Annotated in this window: 20 protein-coding genes; 15 read left to right on the top strand and 5 right to left on the bottom strand. The window is 65.4% G+C overall.

Annotation, left to right across the window (positions count from 1 at the left end; genetic code table 11):
• Position 1 precedes the first annotated feature (1 nt).
• The 10 genes from AC0SZ7_RS03415 to AC0SZ7_RS03460 are packed head-to-tail and all read left to right on the top strand — an operon-like array spanning position 2 to position 6,486.
• The gene (locus AC0SZ7_RS03415; RefSeq protein ID WP_475503020.1) at positions 2 to 553 is read left to right on the top strand and encodes a PilN domain-containing protein; all 552 of its coding nucleotides are present in this window, start codon (positions 2 to 4) and stop codon (positions 551 to 553) included.
• A complete protein-coding gene (locus AC0SZ7_RS03420) occupies positions 540 to 1,079 on the top strand; it encodes a GspMb/PilO family protein (protein ID WP_475503021.1) in 540 nt (179 codons plus the stop codon). The genes AC0SZ7_RS03415 and AC0SZ7_RS03420 overlap by 14 nt, the downstream gene beginning before the upstream one ends.
• Positions 1,079 to 1,579: a hypothetical protein gene (locus AC0SZ7_RS03425; protein WP_475503022.1), complete on the top strand. Its 501-nt coding sequence runs from the start codon at positions 1,079 to 1,081 to the stop codon at positions 1,577 to 1,579. The genes AC0SZ7_RS03420 and AC0SZ7_RS03425 overlap by 1 nt, the downstream gene beginning before the upstream one ends.
• The gene (locus tag AC0SZ7_RS03430) at positions 1,576 to 3,429 is read left to right on the top strand and encodes a secretin N-terminal domain-containing protein (protein WP_475503023.1); all 1,854 of its coding nucleotides are present in this window, start codon (positions 1,576 to 1,578) and stop codon (positions 3,427 to 3,429) included. The genes AC0SZ7_RS03425 and AC0SZ7_RS03430 overlap by 4 nt, the downstream gene beginning before the upstream one ends.
• Before the next feature lie 3 nt (positions 3,430 to 3,432).
• Positions 3,433 to 3,906: a type II secretion system protein gene (locus AC0SZ7_RS03435; RefSeq protein ID WP_475503024.1), complete on the top strand. Its 474-nt coding sequence runs from the start codon at positions 3,433 to 3,435 to the stop codon at positions 3,904 to 3,906.
• Between the two features lie 4 nt (positions 3,907 to 3,910).
• Positions 3,911 to 4,285, top strand: coding sequence for a type II secretion system protein (locus AC0SZ7_RS03440; RefSeq protein WP_475503025.1), 375 nt, complete (start codon positions 3,911 to 3,913; stop codon positions 4,283 to 4,285).
• The gene (locus AC0SZ7_RS03445) at positions 4,260 to 4,802 is read left to right on the top strand and encodes a type II secretion system protein (protein WP_475503026.1); all 543 of its coding nucleotides are present in this window, start codon (positions 4,260 to 4,262) and stop codon (positions 4,800 to 4,802) included. Before AC0SZ7_RS03440 ends, AC0SZ7_RS03445 begins: the two co-directional genes overlap by 26 nt.
• On the top strand, positions 4,799 to 5,191 hold the full coding sequence (gene csgE / locus AC0SZ7_RS03450) for a curli production assembly/transport protein CsgE (RefSeq protein WP_475503027.1): 393 nt from the start codon (positions 4,799 to 4,801) through the stop codon (positions 5,189 to 5,191). Before AC0SZ7_RS03445 ends, csgE begins: the two co-directional genes overlap by 4 nt.
• The gene (locus AC0SZ7_RS03455; protein ID WP_475503028.1) at positions 5,188 to 5,595 is read left to right on the top strand and encodes a curli assembly protein CsgF; all 408 of its coding nucleotides are present in this window, start codon (positions 5,188 to 5,190) and stop codon (positions 5,593 to 5,595) included. The genes csgE and AC0SZ7_RS03455 overlap by 4 nt, the downstream gene beginning before the upstream one ends.
• Before the next feature lie 30 nt (positions 5,596 to 5,625).
• Complete coding sequence (locus tag AC0SZ7_RS03460; RefSeq protein ID WP_475503029.1) at positions 5,626 to 6,486, top strand: CsgG/HfaB family protein; 861 nt, start codon at positions 5,626 to 5,628, stop codon at positions 6,484 to 6,486.
• A 364-nt stretch (positions 6,487 to 6,850) separates the two neighbouring features.
• Here the strand turns inward: AC0SZ7_RS03460 and AC0SZ7_RS03465 are convergent, their stop codons facing one another.
• The 4 genes from AC0SZ7_RS03465 to AC0SZ7_RS03480 are packed head-to-tail and all read right to left on the bottom strand — an operon-like array spanning position 6,851 to position 12,477.
• On the bottom strand, positions 6,851 to 8,299 hold the full coding sequence (locus AC0SZ7_RS03465) for a curlin (RefSeq protein ID WP_475503030.1): 1,449 nt from the start codon (positions 8,297 to 8,299) through the stop codon (positions 6,851 to 6,853).
• A 31-nt stretch (positions 8,300 to 8,330) separates the two neighbouring features.
• Positions 8,331 to 8,789 (bottom strand): curlin, encoded by a 459-nt coding sequence (locus AC0SZ7_RS03470; RefSeq protein ID WP_475503031.1) that lies wholly within the window; start codon positions 8,787 to 8,789, stop codon positions 8,331 to 8,333.
• Between the two features lie 56 nt (positions 8,790 to 8,845).
• Entirely contained in the window at positions 8,846 to 11,095 is a 2,250-nt protein-coding gene (locus tag AC0SZ7_RS03475; protein ID WP_475503032.1) for an Ig-like domain-containing protein, read from the bottom strand.
• 35 nt (positions 11,096 to 11,130) lie between these two features.
• Positions 11,131 to 12,477 carry a hypothetical protein gene (locus AC0SZ7_RS03480; RefSeq protein WP_475503033.1) on the bottom strand — a complete coding sequence of 449 codons (1,347 nt, stop codon included), beginning with the start codon at positions 12,475 to 12,477 and terminating at the stop codon, positions 11,131 to 11,133.
• A gap of 241 nt (positions 12,478 to 12,718) precedes the next feature.
• Here AC0SZ7_RS03480 and AC0SZ7_RS03485 point away from each other — a divergent pair, with 241 nt between their 5' ends.
• The 5 genes from AC0SZ7_RS03485 (at position 12,719) to AC0SZ7_RS03505 (ending at position 21,689) form a co-directional block, all read left to right on the top strand.
• Complete coding sequence (locus tag AC0SZ7_RS03485) at positions 12,719 to 14,164, top strand: sensor histidine kinase (protein WP_475503034.1); 1,446 nt, start codon at positions 12,719 to 12,721, stop codon at positions 14,162 to 14,164.
• 630 nt (positions 14,165 to 14,794) lie between these two features.
• Entirely contained in the window at positions 14,795 to 17,599 is a 2,805-nt protein-coding gene (locus AC0SZ7_RS03490) for a multicopper oxidase domain-containing protein (RefSeq protein ID WP_475503035.1), read from the top strand.
• A 13-nt stretch (positions 17,600 to 17,612) separates the two neighbouring features.
• A complete protein-coding gene (locus tag AC0SZ7_RS03495; RefSeq protein WP_475503036.1) occupies positions 17,613 to 18,710 on the top strand; it encodes an SCO family protein in 1,098 nt (365 codons plus the stop codon).
• Positions 18,711 to 18,814: 104 nt separating this feature from the next.
• Positions 18,815 to 20,293 (top strand): sensor histidine kinase, encoded by a 1,479-nt coding sequence (locus AC0SZ7_RS03500; RefSeq protein ID WP_475503037.1) that lies wholly within the window; start codon positions 18,815 to 18,817, stop codon positions 20,291 to 20,293.
• Positions 20,262 to 21,689 carry a sigma-54-dependent transcriptional regulator gene (locus AC0SZ7_RS03505; protein WP_475503038.1) on the top strand — a complete coding sequence of 476 codons (1,428 nt, stop codon included), beginning with the start codon at positions 20,262 to 20,264 and terminating at the stop codon, positions 21,687 to 21,689. Before AC0SZ7_RS03500 ends, AC0SZ7_RS03505 begins: the two co-directional genes overlap by 32 nt.
• Here the strand turns inward: AC0SZ7_RS03505 and AC0SZ7_RS03510 are convergent.
• The gene (locus AC0SZ7_RS03510; RefSeq protein ID WP_475503039.1) at positions 21,680 to 21,985 is read right to left on the bottom strand and encodes a hypothetical protein; all 306 of its coding nucleotides are present in this window, start codon (positions 21,983 to 21,985) and stop codon (positions 21,680 to 21,682) included. The two genes, AC0SZ7_RS03505 and AC0SZ7_RS03510, sit on opposite strands and share 10 nt — an antisense overlap.
• Between the last annotated feature and the right edge of the window lie 180 nt (positions 21,986 to 22,165).

Here is a 22,165-nt window from a genome sequence, read left to right on the forward strand (position 1 = left end):
CATGCGCGCCCTGAACCTGGACTTCCAACCCCACCCACGCTTTGCCGGCCTGGGCTGGTGCCTGCTGGCTGCAGCCGTGGCCCTGGGCCTTGGCTGCGCCGTGGCCAGCCAGCAGCTCGACGGCCTGGCCCACGCACAGCAACAGCACCTGCACCAGACCCGCCAGCAGTTGGGCGACGACACCGCCGCCAGCCTGAAAAGCAGCCTCACGCCTGCCCAGCAGCGCGAACAGGAGCAGAACCTGGCAGAGATGCGCAAGGTCTCCCAACAGTTGCGCCGCCCTTGGGAACGCCTGTTCGCCATGCTTGAAGCGCTGCCGCGGGCCGATGTGGCGCTGCTGAGCCTGACCCCCGACGCGCGCAAGGGCCAGGTGCGCATCACCGCCCAGGCCCGCAACCTGGAGGCGATGCTGGCATTCCACCGGCAGTTGGAAGCCAGCGACGAGCTGCGCGACGTGTCGCTGCTCAACCACGAGATCGACACCGAGGCGCCCGAGCACCCGGTGCAATTCAACCTCTCTGCCACCTGGGAGATCGGCGATGGCGCTCTCTAGACTGATCGTCCACGAACACCTCAAGGGTCTCGGCGCCGCCGGCCTGGCCGGGGTGGCCTTGCTGCTGGCGGTGGCCGCCTACGCGGTGCTGACCCTGATGCCAGGCTGGCAGGCCCTGCGCGAGCAGAGCCGCCAGGCCGATGACTTCCTTGCGCGGGTGGAGCAGGGCAGTGCCACCGCCCCCGTGGTGCCGCAGCGCCAGCTGGACGAGTTCCACCGCCGCCTGCCGGCCCAGCCTGAAGCCACGGTGGCCATCGACAAGCTGTACGCCCTGGCCGCAGAGGAACACATCACCCTGGCCCGTGGCGACTACGCCCTGGGCATCGACCCCAAGACCCACCTGGCGCGCTACCAGATTCTGCTGCCGGTGAGTGGCAGCTACCCGCAATTGCGGCGTTTCCTCCACGCGCTGCTGGGCCAGCTGCCGGCGGTGGTGGTGGAAGACCTTGAGCTGCAGCGCAAGCGCATCGGCGAAACCGACCTGAGCGGAAGGATCCGCATGACCCTCTACCTGTCGAGGTCATGATGAATACCCACCGCATCCTGGGTTGGGGCGCTTTCTTCGCCCTGGCCGCCGGCCTCGCCTGGTACCCCGACCTGTTCCTGCACCAGGATGACCTGGAGCCGGTGGCCGCCAGCCGTGCGCCGGCCGCCACCCGCAGCAGCGCCGCCGCCCCTTCGGCGCCGCTGCGCGACCTGGCCCCGGGCGCCGACCTGTTCGCCGCACAGACCTGGGCCGTGGTAGCCCCGGCGCCCACCGCCGAGCAACTGGCCGCACTGCAACAGCAACAACCGGCGGCGGCGCCCCCCAGCGCGCCACCGCTGCCGTTCCAGTTCATCGGCCGGCTGGCCGATAGCCGCGACCTGCAAGTGTTCCTGCAAAACGGAGAAAAACTATACGTCGTGCGCAAGGGAGATGTGATCGACGACACCTGGCGGATCGAGAGCATTAACGACAAGGCCCTGAGCCTGGTCTATCTGCCGTTGCATTTGACCCAGACCTTGTCTGTGGGGAGTAACCCATGAACGCACCTCGCCTGATGCTCAGCAGCCTCGCCCTGTGTGTGGCGCTGGCCGCCTGCAGTACCGCCAAAGTCGCCAACCAGGAAGGCAATGACCTGATCGAGCACGGTCAGTACGAAGCCGGCCTTGCCCGTATCGAAGAAGGCCTGCGCGAAAACCCGCGCGACACCCAGCTGCACCTGGCCCTGAGCAACGGCCGCGTGCGCTCGGTGAAGGAATTGATGCGCCAGGGCGACGTCGCCCGCGCCGACCATGACGTGGCCAGTGCCCGCCAGGCCTACGGCCGGGTGTTGAACATCGAACCCAACAATGGCCGCGCCAAGGACGCCCTGACCCAGCTGGACTACCTGCGCACCCTGGATGAAAAGCTGGAGCTGGCCCGTGGCGACCTGCGCCGTGGCGACATATTCAGTGCTGACCGCCAGGTGCGGCAGATCCTGGAACTGGACCCGCGCCACGAAGGCGCGCTGGAGCTGCGCAGCCAGATCCAGCTGGTGCAGAGCCGCACCGAAATCACCTACCCACAGCTGCGCACGCGCCTGGACCGGCCGGTGACCCTGGAATTTCGCGACGCCAACATCAAGTCGATCTTCGAGGTGCTGTCGCAGGTGGCCGGGCTGAACTTCATTTTTGACAAGGACCTGCGCCCCGACCTCAAGGCCACCATCTTCGTGCGTGACGTACGCATTGAAGACGCGGTGCAGATGCTGCTGTCGCAGAACCAGTTGCACCAGAAGGTGGTGAATGAAAACACCTTGCTGATCTACCCGGACTCGCCGCAGAAGGTCAAGGATTACCAGGAACTGGTGATGCGCACCTTCTACCTCACCAACATCGACGCCAACACCGCGCTGAACATGGTCAAGACCATGCTCAAGACCCGCGACGTGTTCGTCGACGAGCGCCTCAACACCCTGACCATGCGCGACACCGAAGACGCCATTCGCATGGCCGAGAAGCTGCTGCAGGCCCAGGATCAGTCCAACCCCGAGGTGGTGCTGGAAGTGGAAGTGATGGAGGTGGCGCGCCAGCGCATCCTCGACCTGGGCATGCAATGGCCCAGTACCTTCGGCATCGTCAATGGCGACGGCAGCGCGGTCAGCGTGTTGTCGCAGCTGCGCGGCATCAACGCCGGGCGCATCTCTATCTCGCCGTCGCCACAGCTGAAAATCAACGCCCAGGACAACGGCGTCAACACCCTGGCAAGCCCGGTTATCCGCGTCAGCAACCGCGAGCAGGCGCGCATCCACATCGGCCAGCGCGTGCCGATCATCAGCGCCACCTCGGTGCCTTCCACCCAGGGCCCGGTGATCACCGAGAGCGTCACCTACCTGGACGTGGGCCTGAAGCTTGAAGTGCAGCCCATCGTGCACCTGAACAACGAGGTGGCGATCAAGATCGCCCTCGAAGTCAGCAACGCCACCCCGCTGGAGCCGACCCGCCAGGGCACCATTCCGGTCCAGGTGGACACCCGCAACGCGCAGACCACCCTGCGCCTGCACGACGGCGAAACCCAGGTGCTGGCCGGCCTGATGCGCAACGACCACGCCGACACCGGCAACAAGATCCCCGGCCTGGGCGACATTCCCGGCATTGGCCGGCTGTTCGGCAGCAACAAGGACACGTTCGCCAAGTCCGAGCTGGTGCTGTCGATTACCCCGCGCATCGTGCGCAACCTGCCGTACCAGAGCCCGTCGGACATGGAGTTCTCCACTGGCACCGAGACCAGCATGCACGTGCAGGCGCCGGACCGTTCCATGCAAACCGCCGAACAGCCCCGGGCGTTGCCAGCGCGCAGCGCAGCGACGCCGGTGGTGGTGAACGTGGCGGCGCCTGCCAGCGAGAGGCCCTGAGCCATGAAGCGCGCAGCGGGCGGTTTCACCTTGATCGAGGTGGTGGTCACGCTGGCCCTGATCGGCCTGCTGGCCGGTATGGCCGCGCCACTCACCGAGACCCTGGTGCGGCGTGGCAAGGAACAGGACTTGAAAAACGCCCTGTACCAGATCCGCGACGGCATCGACGCCTACAAGCGCGCCTACGACGCCGGCTACCTGGAGAAGACCCTGGATGGCAACGGCTACCCGCGCAACCTGGAGATGCTGGTGGAGGGCGTGCGCGATGTGCGCAGCGCCAAGGGCGCCAAGTTCTACTTCCTGCGCCGCATACCGCGTGACCCGTTTGCCACCGGCAAGCACAACGACAACGGCGGCTGGGGCTTGCGCAGCTACGACAGTTCGGCGCAGAACCCGCGCGAGGGCGAAGACGTGTTCGACGTCTACTCCCAGGCGCGCGGTACTGGCCTCAATGGCATCCCTTACCGGGAATGGTGAACCTATGCGCCGGCAAACAGGTTTTACCCTGATTGAATTGATGGTGGTGATGGCGATCATCGCCACCTTGATGACCATCGCGCTGCCTCGCTATTTCAACAGCCTGGAGGCGTCGAAGGAAACCACCCTGCGCCAGAGCCTGTCGTCCATGCGCGAGGCCCTGGACCATTACTACGGCGACACCGGGCACTACCCCGACTCGCTGGAGCAGCTGGTGGAGCAGCGTTACCTGCGCAATGCGCCGGTGGACCCCATCACCGAACGCAGCGACCAGTGGGTGCTGGTGCCACCGCCCGCCGGTGTGGCCGGGGGCGTGGCAGACGTGAAGAGTGCTGCAGACGGGAGGTCGCGCGATGGCAGCCCGTACGCTCAGTGGTAAGGCCGCCAGTGCCGGGTTCACCTACCTGGGCGTGCTGGTGCTGATCGCGATCATGGGCGCCTCGCTGGCCAGTGCCTGCCAGCTGTGGTCGACCCTGGCGCGCCGCGAGCACGAGCGCGAGCTGCTGTGGGTGGGCAGCCAGTACGCCGAGGCGCTGCGCAGCTACTACCGCGCCTCGCCGGGGCTGGCCCAGTACCCCAAGGACCTCGATGACCTGGTGGTCGACAAACGCTTCCCCAGCCCGCGGCACCACCTGCGCCGGCTGTACCCGGACCCGATCACCAACAGCGCCGACTGGGGGTTGTTGCGCGGCCTGGACCAACGCATCACCGGCGTCTACAGCCAGGCCCAGGAGCAGCCGTTGAAACAGACCGGGTTTGCCGCGCAGTGGTCGGAATTCGATGGCATGGAGCACTACGCCGACTGGCAGTTCGTGGCCGAGAAAGCCACCGCCGACGCCGACACCCATCCGGCTGCGGCGCCAGCTGCCGGCGCGCTGAAAGGGCTGTCGCCATGAAGCGCCTGGCCGTGGTGCTGCTGCTGGCAGCGGTGCTGGGCGGCGTGGCCCGCGCTGACGAAGAGGACGAAATGATGGGTTTCGTGGTGGATGACGCCATCTCCCACGTGGGCCACGACTTCTACTACGCATTCACCGAACGCCTGCGGGCCACCAGCCGCATGGATTTCAACCTGGTGGTGCGCGAACGCCCCGACCCGCGCTGGGGCAGCCTGATTACCGTGGAATACCAACAGCGTGTGATCTATCGGCGCTTCCTGCCGCCGAACACCGTGGACTTACAGGAGACGGCCTCCGAAGCCGCCGACCTGGTCAAGGGGCAGATCATCCAGCACAAGCTGGAAACCTTGCTGCAGGACACAACCGACCTTGAGAAGGACGAACTATGAACAAGAAAACCCTCTCTGCCTGCGCCTTGTCCTGCCTGCTTGGTGTGGGCGCCGCCCAGGCCACCGAACTGGTGTACACGCCGGTCAACCCCTCGTTCGGCGGCAACCCGTTGAACGGCACCTGGCTGCTGAACAACGCCCAGGCGCAAAACGACTTCGACGACCCGGACCTGAAGAAGTCCACAACCACCGGCACCACGGCCCTGGAACGCTTCACCAGCCAGTTGCAGTCGCGGCTGCTGGGGCAGGTGCTGGACAACATCTCCACGGGCAATTCGGGGAGCCTGTCCACCGATGCCTTCATCGTCAACGTGGTCGATAACGACGGCGCGCTCAGCATCAACGTGACTGACCGCAGCACCGGCGAAGTGTCGGAAATTCAGGTTAATGGCCTCTCCCAGTAAGGGATTTGGGCTACTTGGGGAGTGTGCGTGATGAAAAAACTGATCCTGGCCGCGATGATCCTGGCCACCCTGCAGGGCTGCGGCCTGCGCGAACCAATGTCCGCCGAGCAGGACACCGAGACCCCGACGCTGACGCCGCGGGCTTCCACCTACTATGACCTGCTGAAAATGCCGCGGCCCAAGGGCCGGCTGATGGCGGTGGTGTATGGTTTCCGCGATCAGACCGGGCAGTACAAACCCACCCCCGCCAGCTCGTTCTCCACCAGTGTCACCCAGGGCGCGGCGAGCATGCTGATGGACGCCATGCAGGCCAGCGGCTGGTTCGTGGTGCTGGAGCGCGAAGGGCTGCAGAACCTGCTGACCGAGCGCAAGATCATCCGCGCCTCGCAGAAAAAGCCCAACGCACCGCTGAACATCGCCGGCGACCTGCCGGCGCTGCAGGCGGCCAATTTAATGCTGGAGGGCGGCATCATCGCCTACGACACCAACGTGCGCAGTGGCGGCGAGGGGGCGCGCTACCTGGGGATCGACCTGTCGCGTGAGTACCGTGTGGACCAGGTCACCGTCAACCTGCGCGCGGTGGACGTGCGCAGCGGCCAGGTGCTGGCCAACGTCATGACCACCAAGACTATCTACTCGGTCAGCCGCAGCGCCGGGGTGTTCAAGTTCATCGAGTTCAAGAAACTGCTGGAAGCCGAAGTGGGCTACACCACCAACGAACCGGCGCAATTGTGCGTGCTGTCGGCCATCGAAGCGGCCGTGGGCCACCTGGTGGCCCAGGGCATCGAGCGGCGCATGTGGACCGTGGCGGGCGACAACAGTGGTGCCAACAACGAAACGCTGGACCGCTACCTGAGCCAGAACCACCCGCAGGCCCCGGAAGAAGAATAAGCCAGCCCCAATCCCCCCCAGCGCCCCCGAACCGGGGGGCGCTTCGCTTACCTGCGTAATACCCCCTGGACGCGGCCTGCGGCCGCTGCTACGGGATTGCGGTGCGCGTAGCAGCTGCCGAAGGCTGCGTCCGGCACCGACACGGTATTCCCGAAAACACGCGGCGCCCCTGGACGCGGCCTGCGGCCGCTGCTACGGGATCGAGGTACGCAGCGAGGTTGTTGTGGGAGCTGGCTTGCCAGCGAGTTGTTGGGCCCCTAAAAACTCGCTGGCAAGCCAGCTCCCACAAGGACAGGTGCTGCTACGGGATTTGAGCGCAAAAAAAACCGCAGCCCTGGGGCTGCGGTTTTTTGGCGTGCGGGTGTCAGCGCTGCAACACGGTCGCCTGGTTTGCCCCGCCATATTGCTGCACGTTCGCGCTCTGTGCCTGGCCGGCCTGGTCGACGCTGGCTTTGTTGCCGGTGCCGCCCTGGGTGACGTAGGCCACGTTCATGCTGTCAGCCTGCTTGACGGTGATCTGGTTGTCGCTGCCGTACAGCTGCGCGGTGTAGGCCTGGTTGTTGTTGCCGGCCTGGTCGAAGCTGGCGCTGTTGCCGCTGCCGGCCTGGGTGCCCTGGGCCAGGTTGCTGTCGCCGCGCTGGTCAGAGATAAGGATGTTGTCGCTGCCGTTCTGGTCGAAATACAGCTCGTTGTAGGTTTCCGCCTGCTTGACGGTGGCCTGGTTGCCCTGGCCGGTCTGGTTCAGCTGGGTGACATGGCTGACGCCATCCTGGGTGAGGGTGGCGACGTTCTGGTTGCCGTTCTGGTTCAGGTAGGCGCGTTGCCCGGTGCCGGTCTGGCCGCCCACCTGGGTGCCCTGGTAGAGGTTGGCGTTGAGCTTGTTGCCGTTGCCGGTGGTGCTGGCGCTGATGAACTGGTTGCTGCCGGTCTGGTAGGTGTAGTGGGCGTTGCCATTGCCGCTCTGGTACAGCGACAGCGCCGCGCCGGTGGCCTGGAAGTGGTCGGCATAGATCGTGTTGAGGTCGCCCGATTGCAGGATCTGCGCGCTGTTGTCATGGCCGAAACTCTGGTCCACGGTGGTGTCGTTGAGGCTGCCGTACTGGCTGACGCTGGCCTGGGTGCCACCGGTCTGGCTGTCCTGCCACACGGTGGCGGCGTTCTGGTAGCCGCCCTGGTCGATGCTCAGCGTGCCGCCGATGCCATCGCCCTGTTCGCCATAGGCGATCTGGCCGTCACCGCTCTGGTTGATGTTGATCTGCCCACCCACATGGTCCAGGTGCTCGGCCCGGGCGCTGTGGTTGTCACCGTGCTGGTTGACCACCGCCGTGTTGCCGATGCCACCGTATACCTGCTGGATGCGCGCGCTGTTGTTGGTGCCCGCCTGGCTGGTGCTGGCCTGGCTGCCATTTTGGCTGTCCTGGTACACCTGGGCGTAGTTGCTGTCACCACTTTGCTGCTGGTTGATGTGGTTGCCCTGGCCGCTGGACTGGCTGGCATCGACGCTGTTGTAGTTGCCGTTCTGCTGCTGGTAGAGGTGGCTGCCGACCTCGTCGATCTGCTCGGTGTAGCCGCTGTTGTAGGTGCCGTCCTGGTTCATCTGCACCAGGCTGTCGGTGCCTTGCTGGAACGCATTGGCGTAGTTGCCATCACCCTGTTGGGTTTGCGTGGCCTTGGCCTGGGCAGCCTGTTGCTGCTCGACCGTGGCAATGTTGCCGTTGCCGTTCTGGGTCTGGGTGGACGCGCTGTTGCTGGCCATGGCCTGGGCGCAGCCAATGGCCAGGATCGCCGCGGCGAGAGGTTTGAGAATGAACATGGTGATGCCTCCTGAGGACTTCAAAGGTCTTTCAGCGGTACTGCTTGATGGAAACGCTCATACCGTTGCCTGACTGCGTGACGGCGCTTTGCAGCCCCGTGCCGGCTTGCTCGATGCTCGCGTTGTTGTTATTGCCGTTCTGATCGATCTGCGCGCGGTTACTGCTGCCACGCTGGTTGATGCTGGCGACGTTCCCCGAACCTTGCTGGTTGATCGACGCCATCAAATCGTTGCCCTGTTGCAGGATGTACGCCTCCTGGTTGCTGCCGGCCTGGACGATGTTGCCCAGCAGCGACTGCCCCTGCTGTTGCACGTGCGCCTCGTTGGCCTGGCCCTGTTGGTTGATCAGCGCCTGCTGGCCCACCGGCGGCGGCAGTTCGCCCAGGTCGCTGGCGGGGGCCAGGTCGCTGTTGTCCATAAGGTCATCGGCCAGGCACAACGGCGCCTGGGCGGCGAGCAGGCAGAGCAGGGCGGTGATCAGCAGGCGCATGGTCGAACTCCTGGTTGGGTGGCTGCCCGCCAGCGCGAGGCTGGCGGGCAGGCGGGCTACAACGTGGTCACCGACACCGTGCGTACCGAGCCTTGCGAGCTGCGGATAGTGGCGGTGGCGTTGGCCGAAGGCGCCACGGTGCTGTTGTTGACGGTGAGGCGCCAGCGCCCGGTGGCCGGTACCGTGGTAGTGCCCAGGGTGACCAGGCCGGTCGGGGTCGTGACCTGCACGGTGATGGTGTTGCCGGTGACCACCGACGAGGTGCCGGCGAAGTCCCAGACAAAGCGGTTGCCCGATTTCGCCTGGACGCTGGCGGTGGTCACCGTGAAGGTTTCCGCCGCCGGTTTCGGCGATACCTGCAGCGTCACCGTGGCCGGCGTCGACAGGGCGCCGAAGCTGTCCCGGGCGACGTAGGTGAAGGTGGTGGTGAAGGCGGCCGTGACCGTGGCCGGCGGGGTATAGGTGACCTGGGTGCCGTCGGTGGTCACCGTGCCGCGGCCGGCAGCCGGTTGCGTCAGGCTGGCCACGCCCAGGGGCACGTTGCCTTCAGGGTCGGTGTCGTTGGCCAGCACATTGATCACCAGCGGTACGCCCAGGGTGGCGCCGGTGTCGGGGTTGGCGACCGGCGGCCGGTTGGGCGCGACGTTGACCGTCACCGTGGCCGGCGTCGACGCCAGGCCCTTGCTGTCCTGGGCCATGTACGTGAAGGTCGCGGCAATGGGCGCGTTGACCACCGCAGGTGGCGTGTACACCACTTGGGTGGTGCCGTTGAGGGCGACGGTGCCCTGGCCGGTGGCCGGCTGGGTCAGCCCGGTAACGCTGAGGGGCGTGTTGCCGTCGGGATCGCTGTCGTTGGCCAGCACGCTGAGGGTGATCGGCACGCCGAACCCGGTGGAGGCAGTGTCGGCCACGGCAACCGGCGGTTGATTGTCCCCACTGTTGGGGGCGTTGCCCACCACCTTGACCCACTCGGTGTCGCTGCCGCCGGCGGCAGACTTGACGCTGACGCTGGCTGGCGGCTGCGCCAGGTCGGCCACGGTCAGGCGCTGCAGGGTACCGTTCTTGGACAGCCGGCCAAAGCCTGCCGCCACCATGTCAGGCACGCTGACCTCGTCGCTGGACGTGGCCTCGATCACCAGGGTCTTGGTGCTCCAGGTGTAGGTAGCGGTCTGGATCTTCACCAGGTCAGTGAGTTTGCTCGACACCGCTGTCGGCCGCGTGGTGCCGGCGGCGTTGCTGGCGGTGACCACCACCACCGATGGCACGGTGTTGCCAGCCAGCAGGTGCTGGCCGAAGAACAGGCCGTTGTTGTCGCCCACCATGGGCGTCTGGCACGGCGTGGCGGGTGGGCCTGGCAGCAGCGCCAGGGTTTCGCGGAAGCACAGGGTGGAGCTGTTCGGCGAGCTGGCGAACACCTCGACGCGGGTGCTGGGGCTGCCGCCATTGCTGGTGCGCCGGTAGGTGACGCGCTGGGCATCGACGGCGGTCTGGGTACGCGGGTCGTAGACCTTGCCGCTGAGGTTGAACAGGCTGGTCTGGATAGTGCCGGCCGGCCCGCTGATGCGCACGAAGTTGTTGCCACTGGGGCTGCCGACTACCGCTTCCGCAAGGTTGGGGTCGCCGATGTAGGTCTCGGCGGTGCCGGTCTCGGGGTTCACTTCCACGTAGGGGCCATTGACGCTGCGCAGGAACGGCCCGATCGCGCCGCCCAGGGCACCGGCGAAGTTGCCCGGCGCACCCACGCCGATGTCACGGGTGACGTTGATGGCGCGGCGGCCCGGCGTGGTCACGGTGAAGGTTTCTTCGCCGTAGGGGTGCGTCACGGTGTAGGTGCCGGCCACCGGCACGTTGATGCGGATGCGGATACGCGCGAAGCTGATCTGCTGGCCGTCGGTGGGCTCTTCGGTGGTGAAGGCCGCCTCGATGCCGGCCACGTAGGCTTCCAGCGCATAGCCGCTGTTGCCCACCGCCGGGATGGTGGTCTCGGCCAGGGTCCAGAAGGCTTCGGGCGGCCAGTTGTCGGGGAAGACGATGGGCAAGGTGTCATCGAAGATCCCCGGCTCCGGCAGGATGGTGCACATGTACGACGGCGCACCGGCGGCGCCCGGCACCCGCGAGCTCACGGCCTTGGACTGGCACAGCTCCAGTTGCAGGTTGTTGGCGTCCTGGTACCACGCCGGGTAGCGCCCGGTGGCGGCAGTGTAGGGGCCGGTGTCGTAGGCGGGCAGCACCGCGCTGGCGGTGCCCGACAGGGTCATGAGGGTGATCGCCAGGGCGCTGAGGGCCAGGCTTGGGGGTGTGTTCATGGTGCCTCCTGAAGCGAATCTGGGCCGGTGAGCGTTCATTGCACGATGACCACTTCTTCGGTGTCGCTGCCGCCGTTGGACGACGTCACGCGGACCTTGGCCGGCGGGATGGGCGAGATGCTGGTGGCCAGGGTCTTGACCGCGCCGTCGCCACCCAGGGCGCCAAGGGTGGCCCCGCCTTCGGTGGTGGCAGTGAGCACCGGCGGCGAGGTTTCGTCGCTGGTGGCGGCCACCACGGTCAACTGGCCATTGCTCAGGCTGTATTCGGCGCGCTGGATAATCACCAGGTCGGTCAGGGGCATGCCCAGGCTGGTCGGGGTGCTGGTGGCGATGGCCAGGTGGTTGTCGGCGGTCAGCTGCAGCACGCTGGGCAATGCCGGGTTGCTGGCGGACTGGCCGTACCAGTTGCCGGTGGCGGTGGTTTCGCCCAGGGCCAGTGCCGGGTCGTTGCTGGTCAGGGTGACGGTGCCGGGTGCCGGCGGGGCCTGCACGAACACGTCCTGTTGGGCAATGGGCGCGCTGGTGCCCGCGCGCCGCGAGTAGGTGCCGCGCTGGGTGATCAGCGGGGTGGGCCTGACCACCGTCGACAGCTTGCCGGAGATGGCGAACAGGGTGGTGCGCAGGTCGATGCCGCCCGGGCCCTCGATGCGCACGAAGTTGGTGTTGTAGGGGCTGCCGGTGGCGGCCTCGGTGAGGTTGGGGTCACCGACGAAGCTTTCGGCGCTGCCGGTCTGCGGGTTGGTCTCGGTGTAGGGGCCGTTGACGCTGCGCAGAAACGGGCCGACGTCGCCCTTGAGGGTGCCGGTGTATTCCTTGGGCGTGCTGATGCCGATGTCGCGGGTCATGTTGATGGCGCGACGCCCCGGGGTGGTGACGTTGAACGCCTCCACGCCGTAGGGGTGGGTAATGATGTAGGTGCCGGCGGTGGGCACGTCGACGCGGATGCGGATGCGCGCAAAGCTGGTCTGGTCGCCGTCCACCGGCAGCTCTTCGCTGAACGCCGCTTCAATCGCCGAGCCGTAGCTGAGGTTGACGCCGCGCGCAGCGTCCACCACGGTGGCATCGGCGGTGAACCAGAAGGCCTCGTCGGGGAAGTTGGTGGGGAAGACGATCGGTTTGGTGTCGTCGAATACCCCGGGGGTGGGGATCAGCGAGCACATGTACGATGGCGCGCCGGGCGTGCCGGCCACCCGCGAGCTCACGGCCTTGGACAGGCACAGGTCCAACGTGCGGCCGTGGGTGTCCTGGTACCAGCCGGCGAAGAAGCCGTTAGCCGCCTGGTACGGACCAGGGTCCACGTCGAACAGCGCCGCCCGGGCCACACCTTGGGCGAGACAGGTGACCACCAGTACGGTGGCAGTTCTAGACAGTAAAGGGTGCATGTTTTTTCCCTCTGGCAAAGGCCCTGTCCCGTGGGGATGGGTCAGTTGCACTGGTGTGGGCAACTCCCATGCCATAGGTCACCAAAGCCGCGTGCCAGAGCCCCGGCAGGCCTATGGGCGGGCGGGGTGGGCGGGCGCGCCTGGGGTGTTTGCCCCAACTGTGGGGGGCAACTGCGGGCAGTCGGGCAATTGGCTGGGGGTGGTCTATACCCATAGGGTCAGAACGGGAAAACACGCACACATGAAATGGCCCTTCCAGCGGTCTCCCACCGTGCAGGCGGACGCCTCGGCGCCTGCCCCGACCTTCAACCTGTTGCGCTCTTTCTCGGTTACCAGCATGGCGATCATTGCCCTGGTGGCGTTGGGGCTGGGGGCGGTATCCACGCGTTTCGTGGTTGGCCAGAGCGTGGAGCGCGACGCGCTGCTGACCGCGCAGTTCGTGCAGTCCATCGCCGCTACCGAGGTGCGCCACGCCGACATCGCCGACGTGCCGCCCATGGGCGAGCTGCTGGACCCGCGCCAGGACGGCAAGTTTCCGGCCATCGCCCCGGAACTGCGCGACCGGGTGCGCGGTGAATTTTTCGACCACCTGGCCCAGCTGCCCGACGTGCTGCTGGCCAATGTCTACGCGCCGGACCGGCAGGTTATCTGGTCCACCAACCCCAGCTTGATCGGCAAGCACATCCTGGGCGACGACGACCTGGACCGCGCCTTCGAGGAAAAAATACCGGTGTCCAGCAGCTACCACGACATCGACGACGGGCGCATGGAGCAGAAATTCATCAGCCCCCCGGACTTCATTTTCCTGGAGAACTACGTGCCGCTGTTCAACGCCACCGGCGACCAGGTGATGGCCATGGTGGAGATCTACAAGGAACCCAAGGACCTGATCGGCCGCATGGAGCGCGGGCTGCTGCTGATCTGGCTGGCAACCGTGGCCGGCGGCGTGCTGATTTACCTGGGGCTGTACTGGATAGTGCGCCGCGCGGCGATGTTGCTGGCGGTGCAGCAGCAGAAACTGGTGACCAACGAGACCTACGTGGCCTTGGGCGAGATGTCCTCGGCGGTGGCCCACAGCTTGCGCAACCCGCTGGCCACCATTCGCTCCAGCGCCGAGCTGGCGCTGGAATTCGACAGCGGCGCGGCGCACAAGAACATCGGCGACATCATCAACCAGGTCGACCGCATGTCCACCTGGGTACGCGAGCTGCTGCAATCGCTGCGGCCGCTGAGCGACGTGCCAGAGCCGGTGAACCTGGTGGCTTGCGTGCATGACAGCCTGCTGGCCTTCGAACAGCAGATAGGCCGCGTGCAGGCCCACGTGGTGTTCGAGGCACGGCAGACGCCGCTGGTGATGAGCCAGCAGGTGCAGGTAACGCAGATCCTCAACAGCCTGCTGGCCAATGCCCTGGAGGCCATGGGCAAGGGCGGGACGCTGACCATCGTGGTGAGTTGCCCGGACAGCCGCTGGGTGTGCCTGAGCGTCGCCGACACCGGCAAGGGCATGACCGCCGAGCAGCGCGGCATGGCGTTTCGGCCGTTCTTCACCACCAAGCAGGGTGGGTTGGGGGTGGGGTTGGTGCTGGTGAAACGGATCATGGAACGGTTTGGCGGGCGGGTGGAGTTGCAGAGCCAGGAGGGGGAAGGGACGTGTGTGAGTTTGATGTTTCGGGTGGTGGGTGGGTAAGGCAGCGCGTCGACACCCGTCTGCCGCCCTACAAACAAGGCGGGCACGGGAGATACCACTGGAATGGCACGCTGAAAACAAACGGTAGGACCGGGCTGCGCCCGGGAAGCGCCGCGCGGGCGGCGCACGGTCTCATGGGCGCAGTAAGAACATCGACAAGCGCATGGCGGCCATGACGCATAGTGATGTGAATGCTTTTGGACCCGGCGCGATGGCCCTGCTTGAAGAGTACGGAGGGCTAGGGGGCATGTCGTGGTATCGAGGGGCGGCCACCAGGTGCTAGCCGATGTTGATCTTGCGCCCATGAGACCGCGCGCCGCCCGCGCGGCGCTTCGCGGCCGCAGGCCGCTCCTACTGTTTGTTTTCAGCGTGCCGTTCCAGGGGTATCTCCCGGGGGCGCCTGGTTTGTTTGGCAGGTGATTTGGCGTTGGCGACAAGCGGTGCGCATTGCTCCTGGAAATGGGTGTGAACTTTCCCCGCAAGCGGGTGTCATTCCCCAGTCACACCGCCCACCCACCACCCCTCACACCGCCTAACACCCTGTTTTAAAAGCCATTACCCAGCGCGCTAAAACATGGCCAACTAATTGCTCCAGCGTCATCACCCCTTCACCCTTTGAGGCGGATGACGATGAACACAACGCAATGGCTTTCTTTCAGGCGGATAGCCCGGCTGACTCCCTTGAGCGTCGCCCTGGCCCTGGCCATGACTTGTCATGCCAGTTGGGCCAGCCCGATCGACGATGAGAGCCAGCCGCCCAGCTACGACCCCTCGGCCTATCAGGACGAACCAGCTGACGAAACTTCAGCGCTGAACGCTATCCTTACAGAGCCCGAGGCCAACGAAGACGCCCTCGACCTGCCCGACACCGTCAAGGGCACCAAGGCCACCACCCGGATTGAAAACGTGCTGCCGCCGGCCGCGCAGACCAGTTTCAACTACCCCACCAACGGCAAGCCAAGCCCGTTGTACGGGGCGCAGCCGTTTACCCAGCAGCTCACCCTGTTCGAGGAATTCGGTCCGGAAAAGCTCGACCCCACCACGCCGCCCGGCCCGCTGCCGTTCCCGGCGCCGGTGAAGGGCCCGGCGCCGCAGCAAGATCCGCTTACCGATGCCCGCAGCGGCCCGCCCAGCGCCGCGCTGGATGCCTTCTTGCGGCAGCCGGGGCTGACGCCGTTCCCCAGCCAGGTGTCGAACACCGTTGACCGCAACCCCTGGCAGGCGCAGATCGAGATTTTCCTCAACCGCCACATCGGTTCGTCCGCCGAAGGCCGGCCACCAGGAAAGGGTTGGTCGCACCAGCGCTGGAACGAGTTCTACCCGCAGAACGCCTACAAGACCGTGCAAACCGGCGTGCGCACCAATGGCGGCCTGCGCGACAGCAAGCAGCGCCATGGTTACCAGGTGGGCGAGTTCGGCATTGGTGGGTTGTACCACAACGTGGCGGGCGTGCCGGCCACCGACGGCACGTCCAAGGGTGTGGACGCGCGCTTCCACCCCAACATGCCGGTGCAGAACCACAACTCGGTGTGGACCTTCGACGGCACGCTGCCGCCCAAGCTGCTGATGGTGCGGTACGGCCAGCCGGTGCTGATGCGCCATTACAACGGCCTGCCCATCGACCCGTCGGCCAACAAGGGCTTCGGCCTGCACACCATCAGCACCCACGAGCACAACGGCCATGCGCCGGCGGAAAGCGACGGCTTTGCCAACGCTTTCTTCTTCCCCGGGCAGTATTACGACTATCGCTGGCCGATCCAGTTGGCCGGCTACGACACCATCAACACCAATGCCCAGGACCCACGCGCAGCGTTCCCCTGCTCGCCGGGTGAAACCCTGTGGGTGAATGACGCCACCCCCGGCATGAAGACCTGCGACAAGGGCAGCATCAAGATTCGCGGCGACTGGCGCGAGACCATGAGCACCCACTGGTTCCACGACCACATGCTCGATTTCACCGCGCAGAACGTCTACAAGGGCAACGCGGCGATGATGAACTACTACAGCGCCCTGGACCGCGGCAACGAGGCGGTGGACGACGGCGTGAACCTGCGCTTCCCCAGCGGCAGCGGCCTGGCATGGGGCAACCGCGACTATGACGTCAACCTGGTGGTGGCCGACAAGGCCTGGGACCAGGACGGCCAACTGTGGTTCAACCCCTTCAACACCGACGGTTTCCTGGGCGACCAGCCCATGGTCAACTGGCAGTGGAAACCGGTGCTGGACGTGCGCGCCCGCAGCTACCGCTTCCGCATCCTCAACGGCTCGGTGTCGCGCTACTTCAAGCTGGCGCTGGTGCGCGAAATCAAGGGCACCAGTGGCGAATTCCAGGGGCCCAAGGGCTCGGGGTTGTCGTACGCGCGGGTGCCGTTCCACATGATCGCCAACGACGGCAATATCATGGAGCATGCCGTGCCGTTCGACGGCAGCATGGACCTGGACGCCGACGGCGACAAACAGAACCACAACGCCATCCTGCCCACCCAGGGCATCGCCGAACGCTTCGACATCATCGTCAACTTCGCCAAGAACGGCGTGAAGGCCGGGGACAAGGTCTTCCTGGTCAACCTGCAGGCCCATGACGACGGCAAGGGGCCCAAAGAGGTGATTTCCCTTGCGGACATCCTCTCGGAGAAATACCTGCCGGTGATCAAGCAGACCAGCAAGGGCCCGCAGTGGGACAAGGGCGACCCGGTGGTAGGCAAGATCCTGCAGATGAACGTCAAGGCCTACACCGGCCAGGACCTGGCCATGGACCCGTCGCAGTATGAACCGGCCAAGCCTGGCAAGGCCGAGGGTAAGGTGATGATCCCGCTGAAGATCCACCGCGACAATGCCGCCGACAAGCTGATCCTGGCCAAGGCACGCCACCGCACCTTCATCTTTGGCCGCTCGGACGGCACCGATGAGGCGCCCTGGACAGTCAAGACCGATGGCGGCTTCGGCTACCACATGGACCCACGCCGGCTGAACGCCTCCACGCAATTGGCCAACGGCCCCACCGACGCCGGCTACGGCGGCATCGGCACCCTGGAAGTGTGGAAGATCCAGGCTGGCGGCAAGGGCTGGAGCCACCCGGTACACGTGCACTTCGAGGAAGGCATCATCCTCAGCCGCGGCGGCAAGGCGCCACCTGAGTGGGAAAAATGGGCGCGCAAGGACGTCTACCGCATCGGTTCGGAAAATGACGGCCTGGACAACGTGGAAATGGCGATCAACTTCCGCGAGTTCGCTGGCACCTACATGGAGCACTGCCACAACACCCAGCATGAGGACAACTCGATGCTGCTGCGCTGGGACCTGGAAAAACCCGGGCAACTGCAGCTGATGCCCACGCCGCTGCCCAGCTGGGACGGGGTGCGCTACGTAAACTCCGCGGCGCTGCCTACCTTCCGCAGCGGCGACGGTGTCGGCCCGCAAGTCAACGTCAAATAAGGAGACCCAGGCCATGAGCAAGCACGACACCCGCCACAGCGCGTTGCAACTGCACTGGATACTGGTGCTGGTGGCGTGCCTGCTGGCCTGCCGGGTCCTCCAGGCCCACGAGGGCCATGAACATGGCACGCCGACGCTGCCGGCCGTGGCGCCAGAGGCTTCGGCGACCCCGTGGGGCGGCGATTATTTCCCCAATACCCAGCTGACCAACCAGGACGGCCAGCCGGTGCACTTCTTCGACGACCTGATCAAGGGCAAGGTGGTGGTGATCAACTTCATCTTCACCTCGTGCACCGATTCCTGCCCGCTGGAAACCGCACGGCTACGCCAGGTGCAGAAGCTGCTGGGCGACCGGGTGGGCAAGGACGTGTTCTTCTATTCCATCAGCATCGACCCGGAAACCGACACCCCGGCGGTGCTCAAGCACTACATGGACAAGTTCAAGGTGGGGCCGGGCTGGCAATTCCTCACCGGCAACAAGCAGGACATCACCGAGCTGCGGCAGAAACTGGGGTTGTTCATCGAGGGCGTGGACAACGGCCGCACCAAGGACCACAACCTCAGCCTGATCGTCGGCAACCAGGCCAGTGGCCGCTGGATGAAAGCCTCGCCGTTCGAGAACCCGTGGATTCTGGCAGATCAGCTGGCCAATACCCTGCAGAACTGGAAAACCGCCAGCACCGAGCAGAGCTACGCCAACGCCCCGGAAATACGCCCGCCCAGCAACGGTGAGGAGCTGTTCCGCACCCGTTGCGCGTCATGCCACAGCCTGGGCCCGATGGATGGCCAAGGCCTGGGCCTGCGCAGTATTGGCCCCGACCTGATTGGCGTGACTCGCCAGCGCGACCCCGAGTGGCTGAAACGCTGGCTGAAAGAGCCCGACCGCATGCTGGCCGAAAAAGACCCGCTGGCCGTGCAGCTATACCAGCAGTACGACAGCGTACCCATGCCCAACCTGCGCCTGGACGACACCTCGGTGCTGTCTATTCTGGAGTTCCTGGACAGTGAAACCAACCGCCAGAAACCACTGCCGGCGCCGGTGGCGAATGCTGAAACAGTGCATGTGCACCAGGTCGATCACAGCCAGCACACGATGTCAGGTATGCAATAGAGGCAAATTACTATCATGGGCAGGCCCGTCATAGCGAATGATCAATGGCAGGGGTCACGACGGGTCTATATCTTCAAAGAAAAAAGCAGCCAGGAATGCCTGACATGCAGACAATAAACCCCACGGCCAGCGGCGCCGCCCAGCACGACGCGCGCCCGGCCAGTTTCAACCTGCTGCGCTGGTTCTCGCTGGCGAGCCTGTTGATAATCGGCGCCGTGGCGCTGGGCCTGGGGTATGTGTCCACAGGCTTCGTGGTGAACCAGAGCGTGGAGCGCGACGCGCTGCTGACCGCGCAGTTCATCCAGTCCATCGGCGAGGCCGAGCTGCGCCACGCACACATTCCCGCCGCCCTGACCATTGGCGACGTGCTGGACAACCAGCCCCACCCGGAATTGTCAGGTTTTGACCCGCTGCGGCAGAACGCGGCCCGCGATGAGTTCCTCGACCACCTGGCGCAGTTGCCGGACCTGCTGCTGGCCAGCGTCTACGGCCTGGACCACAAGGTGCTGTGGTCCACCAACCCGGCGTTGATGGGCGTCAGCATCGAAGACGATGACGAGCTGGACGAAGCCTTCGAGATGAAAGTGCCGGTGGCCGCCAGTTACCACCGCATCGCCGAAGAGCGGCCCGAGCAGAAACTGCTGCGCGAGCCCGAGTACCTGTTCATCGAAAACTACATTCCGCTGTTCAACGCCGACCGCAGCAAGGTGGTGGCCATGGTGGAGATCTACAAGGAGCCGGCGGACCTGGTGGCGCGCATCCGCCGCGGCTACCTGATGATCTGGCTGGCCACCCTGGCGGGCGGCGCGCTGATCTACGGTGGCCTGTACTGGATAGTGCGCCGCGCCGCCAACCTGTTGCGCACCCAGGAGCGCCAATTGGTGGCGAACGAGACCTTCGTGGCGCTGGGCGAGATGTCCTCGGCGGTGGCCCACAGCCTGCGCAACCCGCTGGCCACCATCCGCTCCAGCGCCGAACTGGCGCAGGAAGTGGCCAGCGAGGACTCGCAGAAGAACATCGCCGACATCATCGGCCAGGTCGACCGTATGTCGCGCTGGGTACGGGAGTTGCTTGTGTCCCTGAAGCCCATGAGCACCGACCGCGAGGCGGTGGACCTGACGGCGGCCATTGAGCTTGCCTGCAAGCAGCACGAAGGTCTGATACGCCGCTGCCACGTGCAGTTGAACTGGTCGCCGCGCGGCTACCCCAAGGTGGTCAGCCACCAGGTGCAGCTGATGCAGATTCTCAACAGTTTGTTTACCAACGCCGTGGAGGCCATGCCTGACGGCGGAATATTGACCATCGAGGTACAGGAACAGCCCGGCGGGCGCCTGACCATGATGCTGAGCGATACCGGCAAGGGCATGACCCGGCAGCAGGAACGCATGGTGTTCAAGCCGTTCTTCACCACCAAGCAGGGTGGGCTGGGCGTGGGCTTGTCGCTGGTGAAACGGATAATGGAACGCTTCGAGGGCTCGGTCGACCTGACCAGTCAGGAGCAGGAAGGAACCCGTGTGTGTCTTAATTTCAGAGTGGCAGCGGGAGGGGACTATGGAGCACAGCATACTGCTGGTCGAGGATGATGAAATCCTGGCGCAGAACATACAGACCTATCTGGAGCGCAAGGGCTTCGAGGTCAGTGTCTGCCACAGCGCCGAGGATGCGCTGGAGCAATTGCGCAGCTTCCAGCCCGACGCCGTGCTCACCGACAACTCGCTGCCCGGGCTCAGCGGTCACGACCTGATCCAGAAGCTGCGCATCAGCGCGCCGGACCTGAAAGTGATCATGATGACCGGCTACGGCAACATCGAGGATGCGGTGGTGGCCATGAAGGAGGGCGCCTTTCACTATGTGACCAAGCCGGTGGCGCTGCCTGAACTCAAGCTGCTGCTGGACAAGGCCCTGGCCACCGACCGCATGGAACGCACCTTGTCGTTCTACCAGGACCGCGAGGCGCAGAAGTCGGGCATCCAGGCGCTGATCGGTGAGTCGGCGGCCATGCTGACCATGAAGAACACGCTGATGCAGCTGCTCGACGCCGAGCGGCGCATGCCCAACAACGACCTCCCGCCGGTGCTGGTGGAAGGCGAGACCGGTACCGGCAAGGAACTGGTGGCGCGCGCGCTGCATTTCGACGGGCCGCGGGCCAAGGGCCCGTTCATTGAATTCAACTGCGCGTCCATTCCCTCGAACCTGCTGGAATCAGAGCTGTTCGGCCACGAAAAGGGCGCCTTCACCGATGCCAAGGACCGCCGTGTGGGCTTGGTGGAAGCCGCCGATGGCGGCACGCTGTTCCTCGACGAGGTGGGCGAGATGGACCTGCTGCTGCAGGCCAAACTGCTCAAGCTGCTGGAAGACCGCACCATCCGCCGGGTGGGTTCGGTGAAGGAACGCAAGGTCGACCTGCGCATCATCAGCGCCACCAACTGCAACCTGGAGCAGATGGTGCAGCAGGGCAAGTTCCGCCGCGACCTGTTTTTCCGCCTGCGCATCATTTCCATCAAGGTGCCGAGGTTGTTCAGCCGTGGCAACGATATCCTGCTGCTGGCGCGGCACTTCCTGGCGGCCCACGGCAAGCGCTATGGCAAGCCGAACCTGTACTTCAGCGACCAGGCCCAGGACCTGATGCTCAGCTACAGCTGGCCGGGCAACGTCCGCGAGCTGCGCAACATGCTTGAGCAGACGGTGCTGCTGGCACCCAGCGATTGCGTAGGTGCCAGCCAGCTGAACGTGTGCCACAGCCTGATGGACACGCCCATCGCACCGCCCCAGGAAGAGCTCGGCGAGCCGCGCCCGGCCTTCGAAGACCCGGCCAGCATGACCTTGCCGGCGGTGGAGCGCGACATGGTGCGCAAGGTGCTCGACAAGACCGACTGGAACGTCACCAAGTCGGCGCGGCTGCTGGGCCTGAGCCGCGACATGCTGCGCTACCGTATCGAGAAACTTGGCCTGATGCGCCCTGACAAGCGTCAGTGGTAGCCCTTCACCTGCGCGGGGTCGGCCAGGCAACTGGGGTCCGGCACCCGCGTATCCACGTACACCCCCAGCCTTGGGTCATACACACGCGCCACCACCTCACTGCGCTCGGCCAGCGCCGGCAGCTGCGAATCGTAGAACTGATGGGGGTACTCCACCACCTGGAAGGTCTGCGGCGGGTTGTCGGCGAAGGGTTGCGGGGGCAAGGACTGAATGGTCGGGTAGTAGGCCTGCGCCACCGCCAAGGGTGACAGCAGCAGGCAACAGGCGAGCAAGGGCAGGCGAAGCGGCATAGTCATGACGGCACCGTTGTGTACAACCCCCAACACACCCCAAGGCCATCAATATAGCACCTGTTAGCCTGCGGCAGCGGCTACGGGGGACGGGGTCGCCGCAACTGTTTTGTGGGAGCTGGGGTGCCCGCGCGCGTTTTTATACCCCACAACACGCGGGCAACCCCCCACCCCACAAAATTGTCA

Source organism: Pseudomonas sp. JC1203, assembly GCF_056175065.1.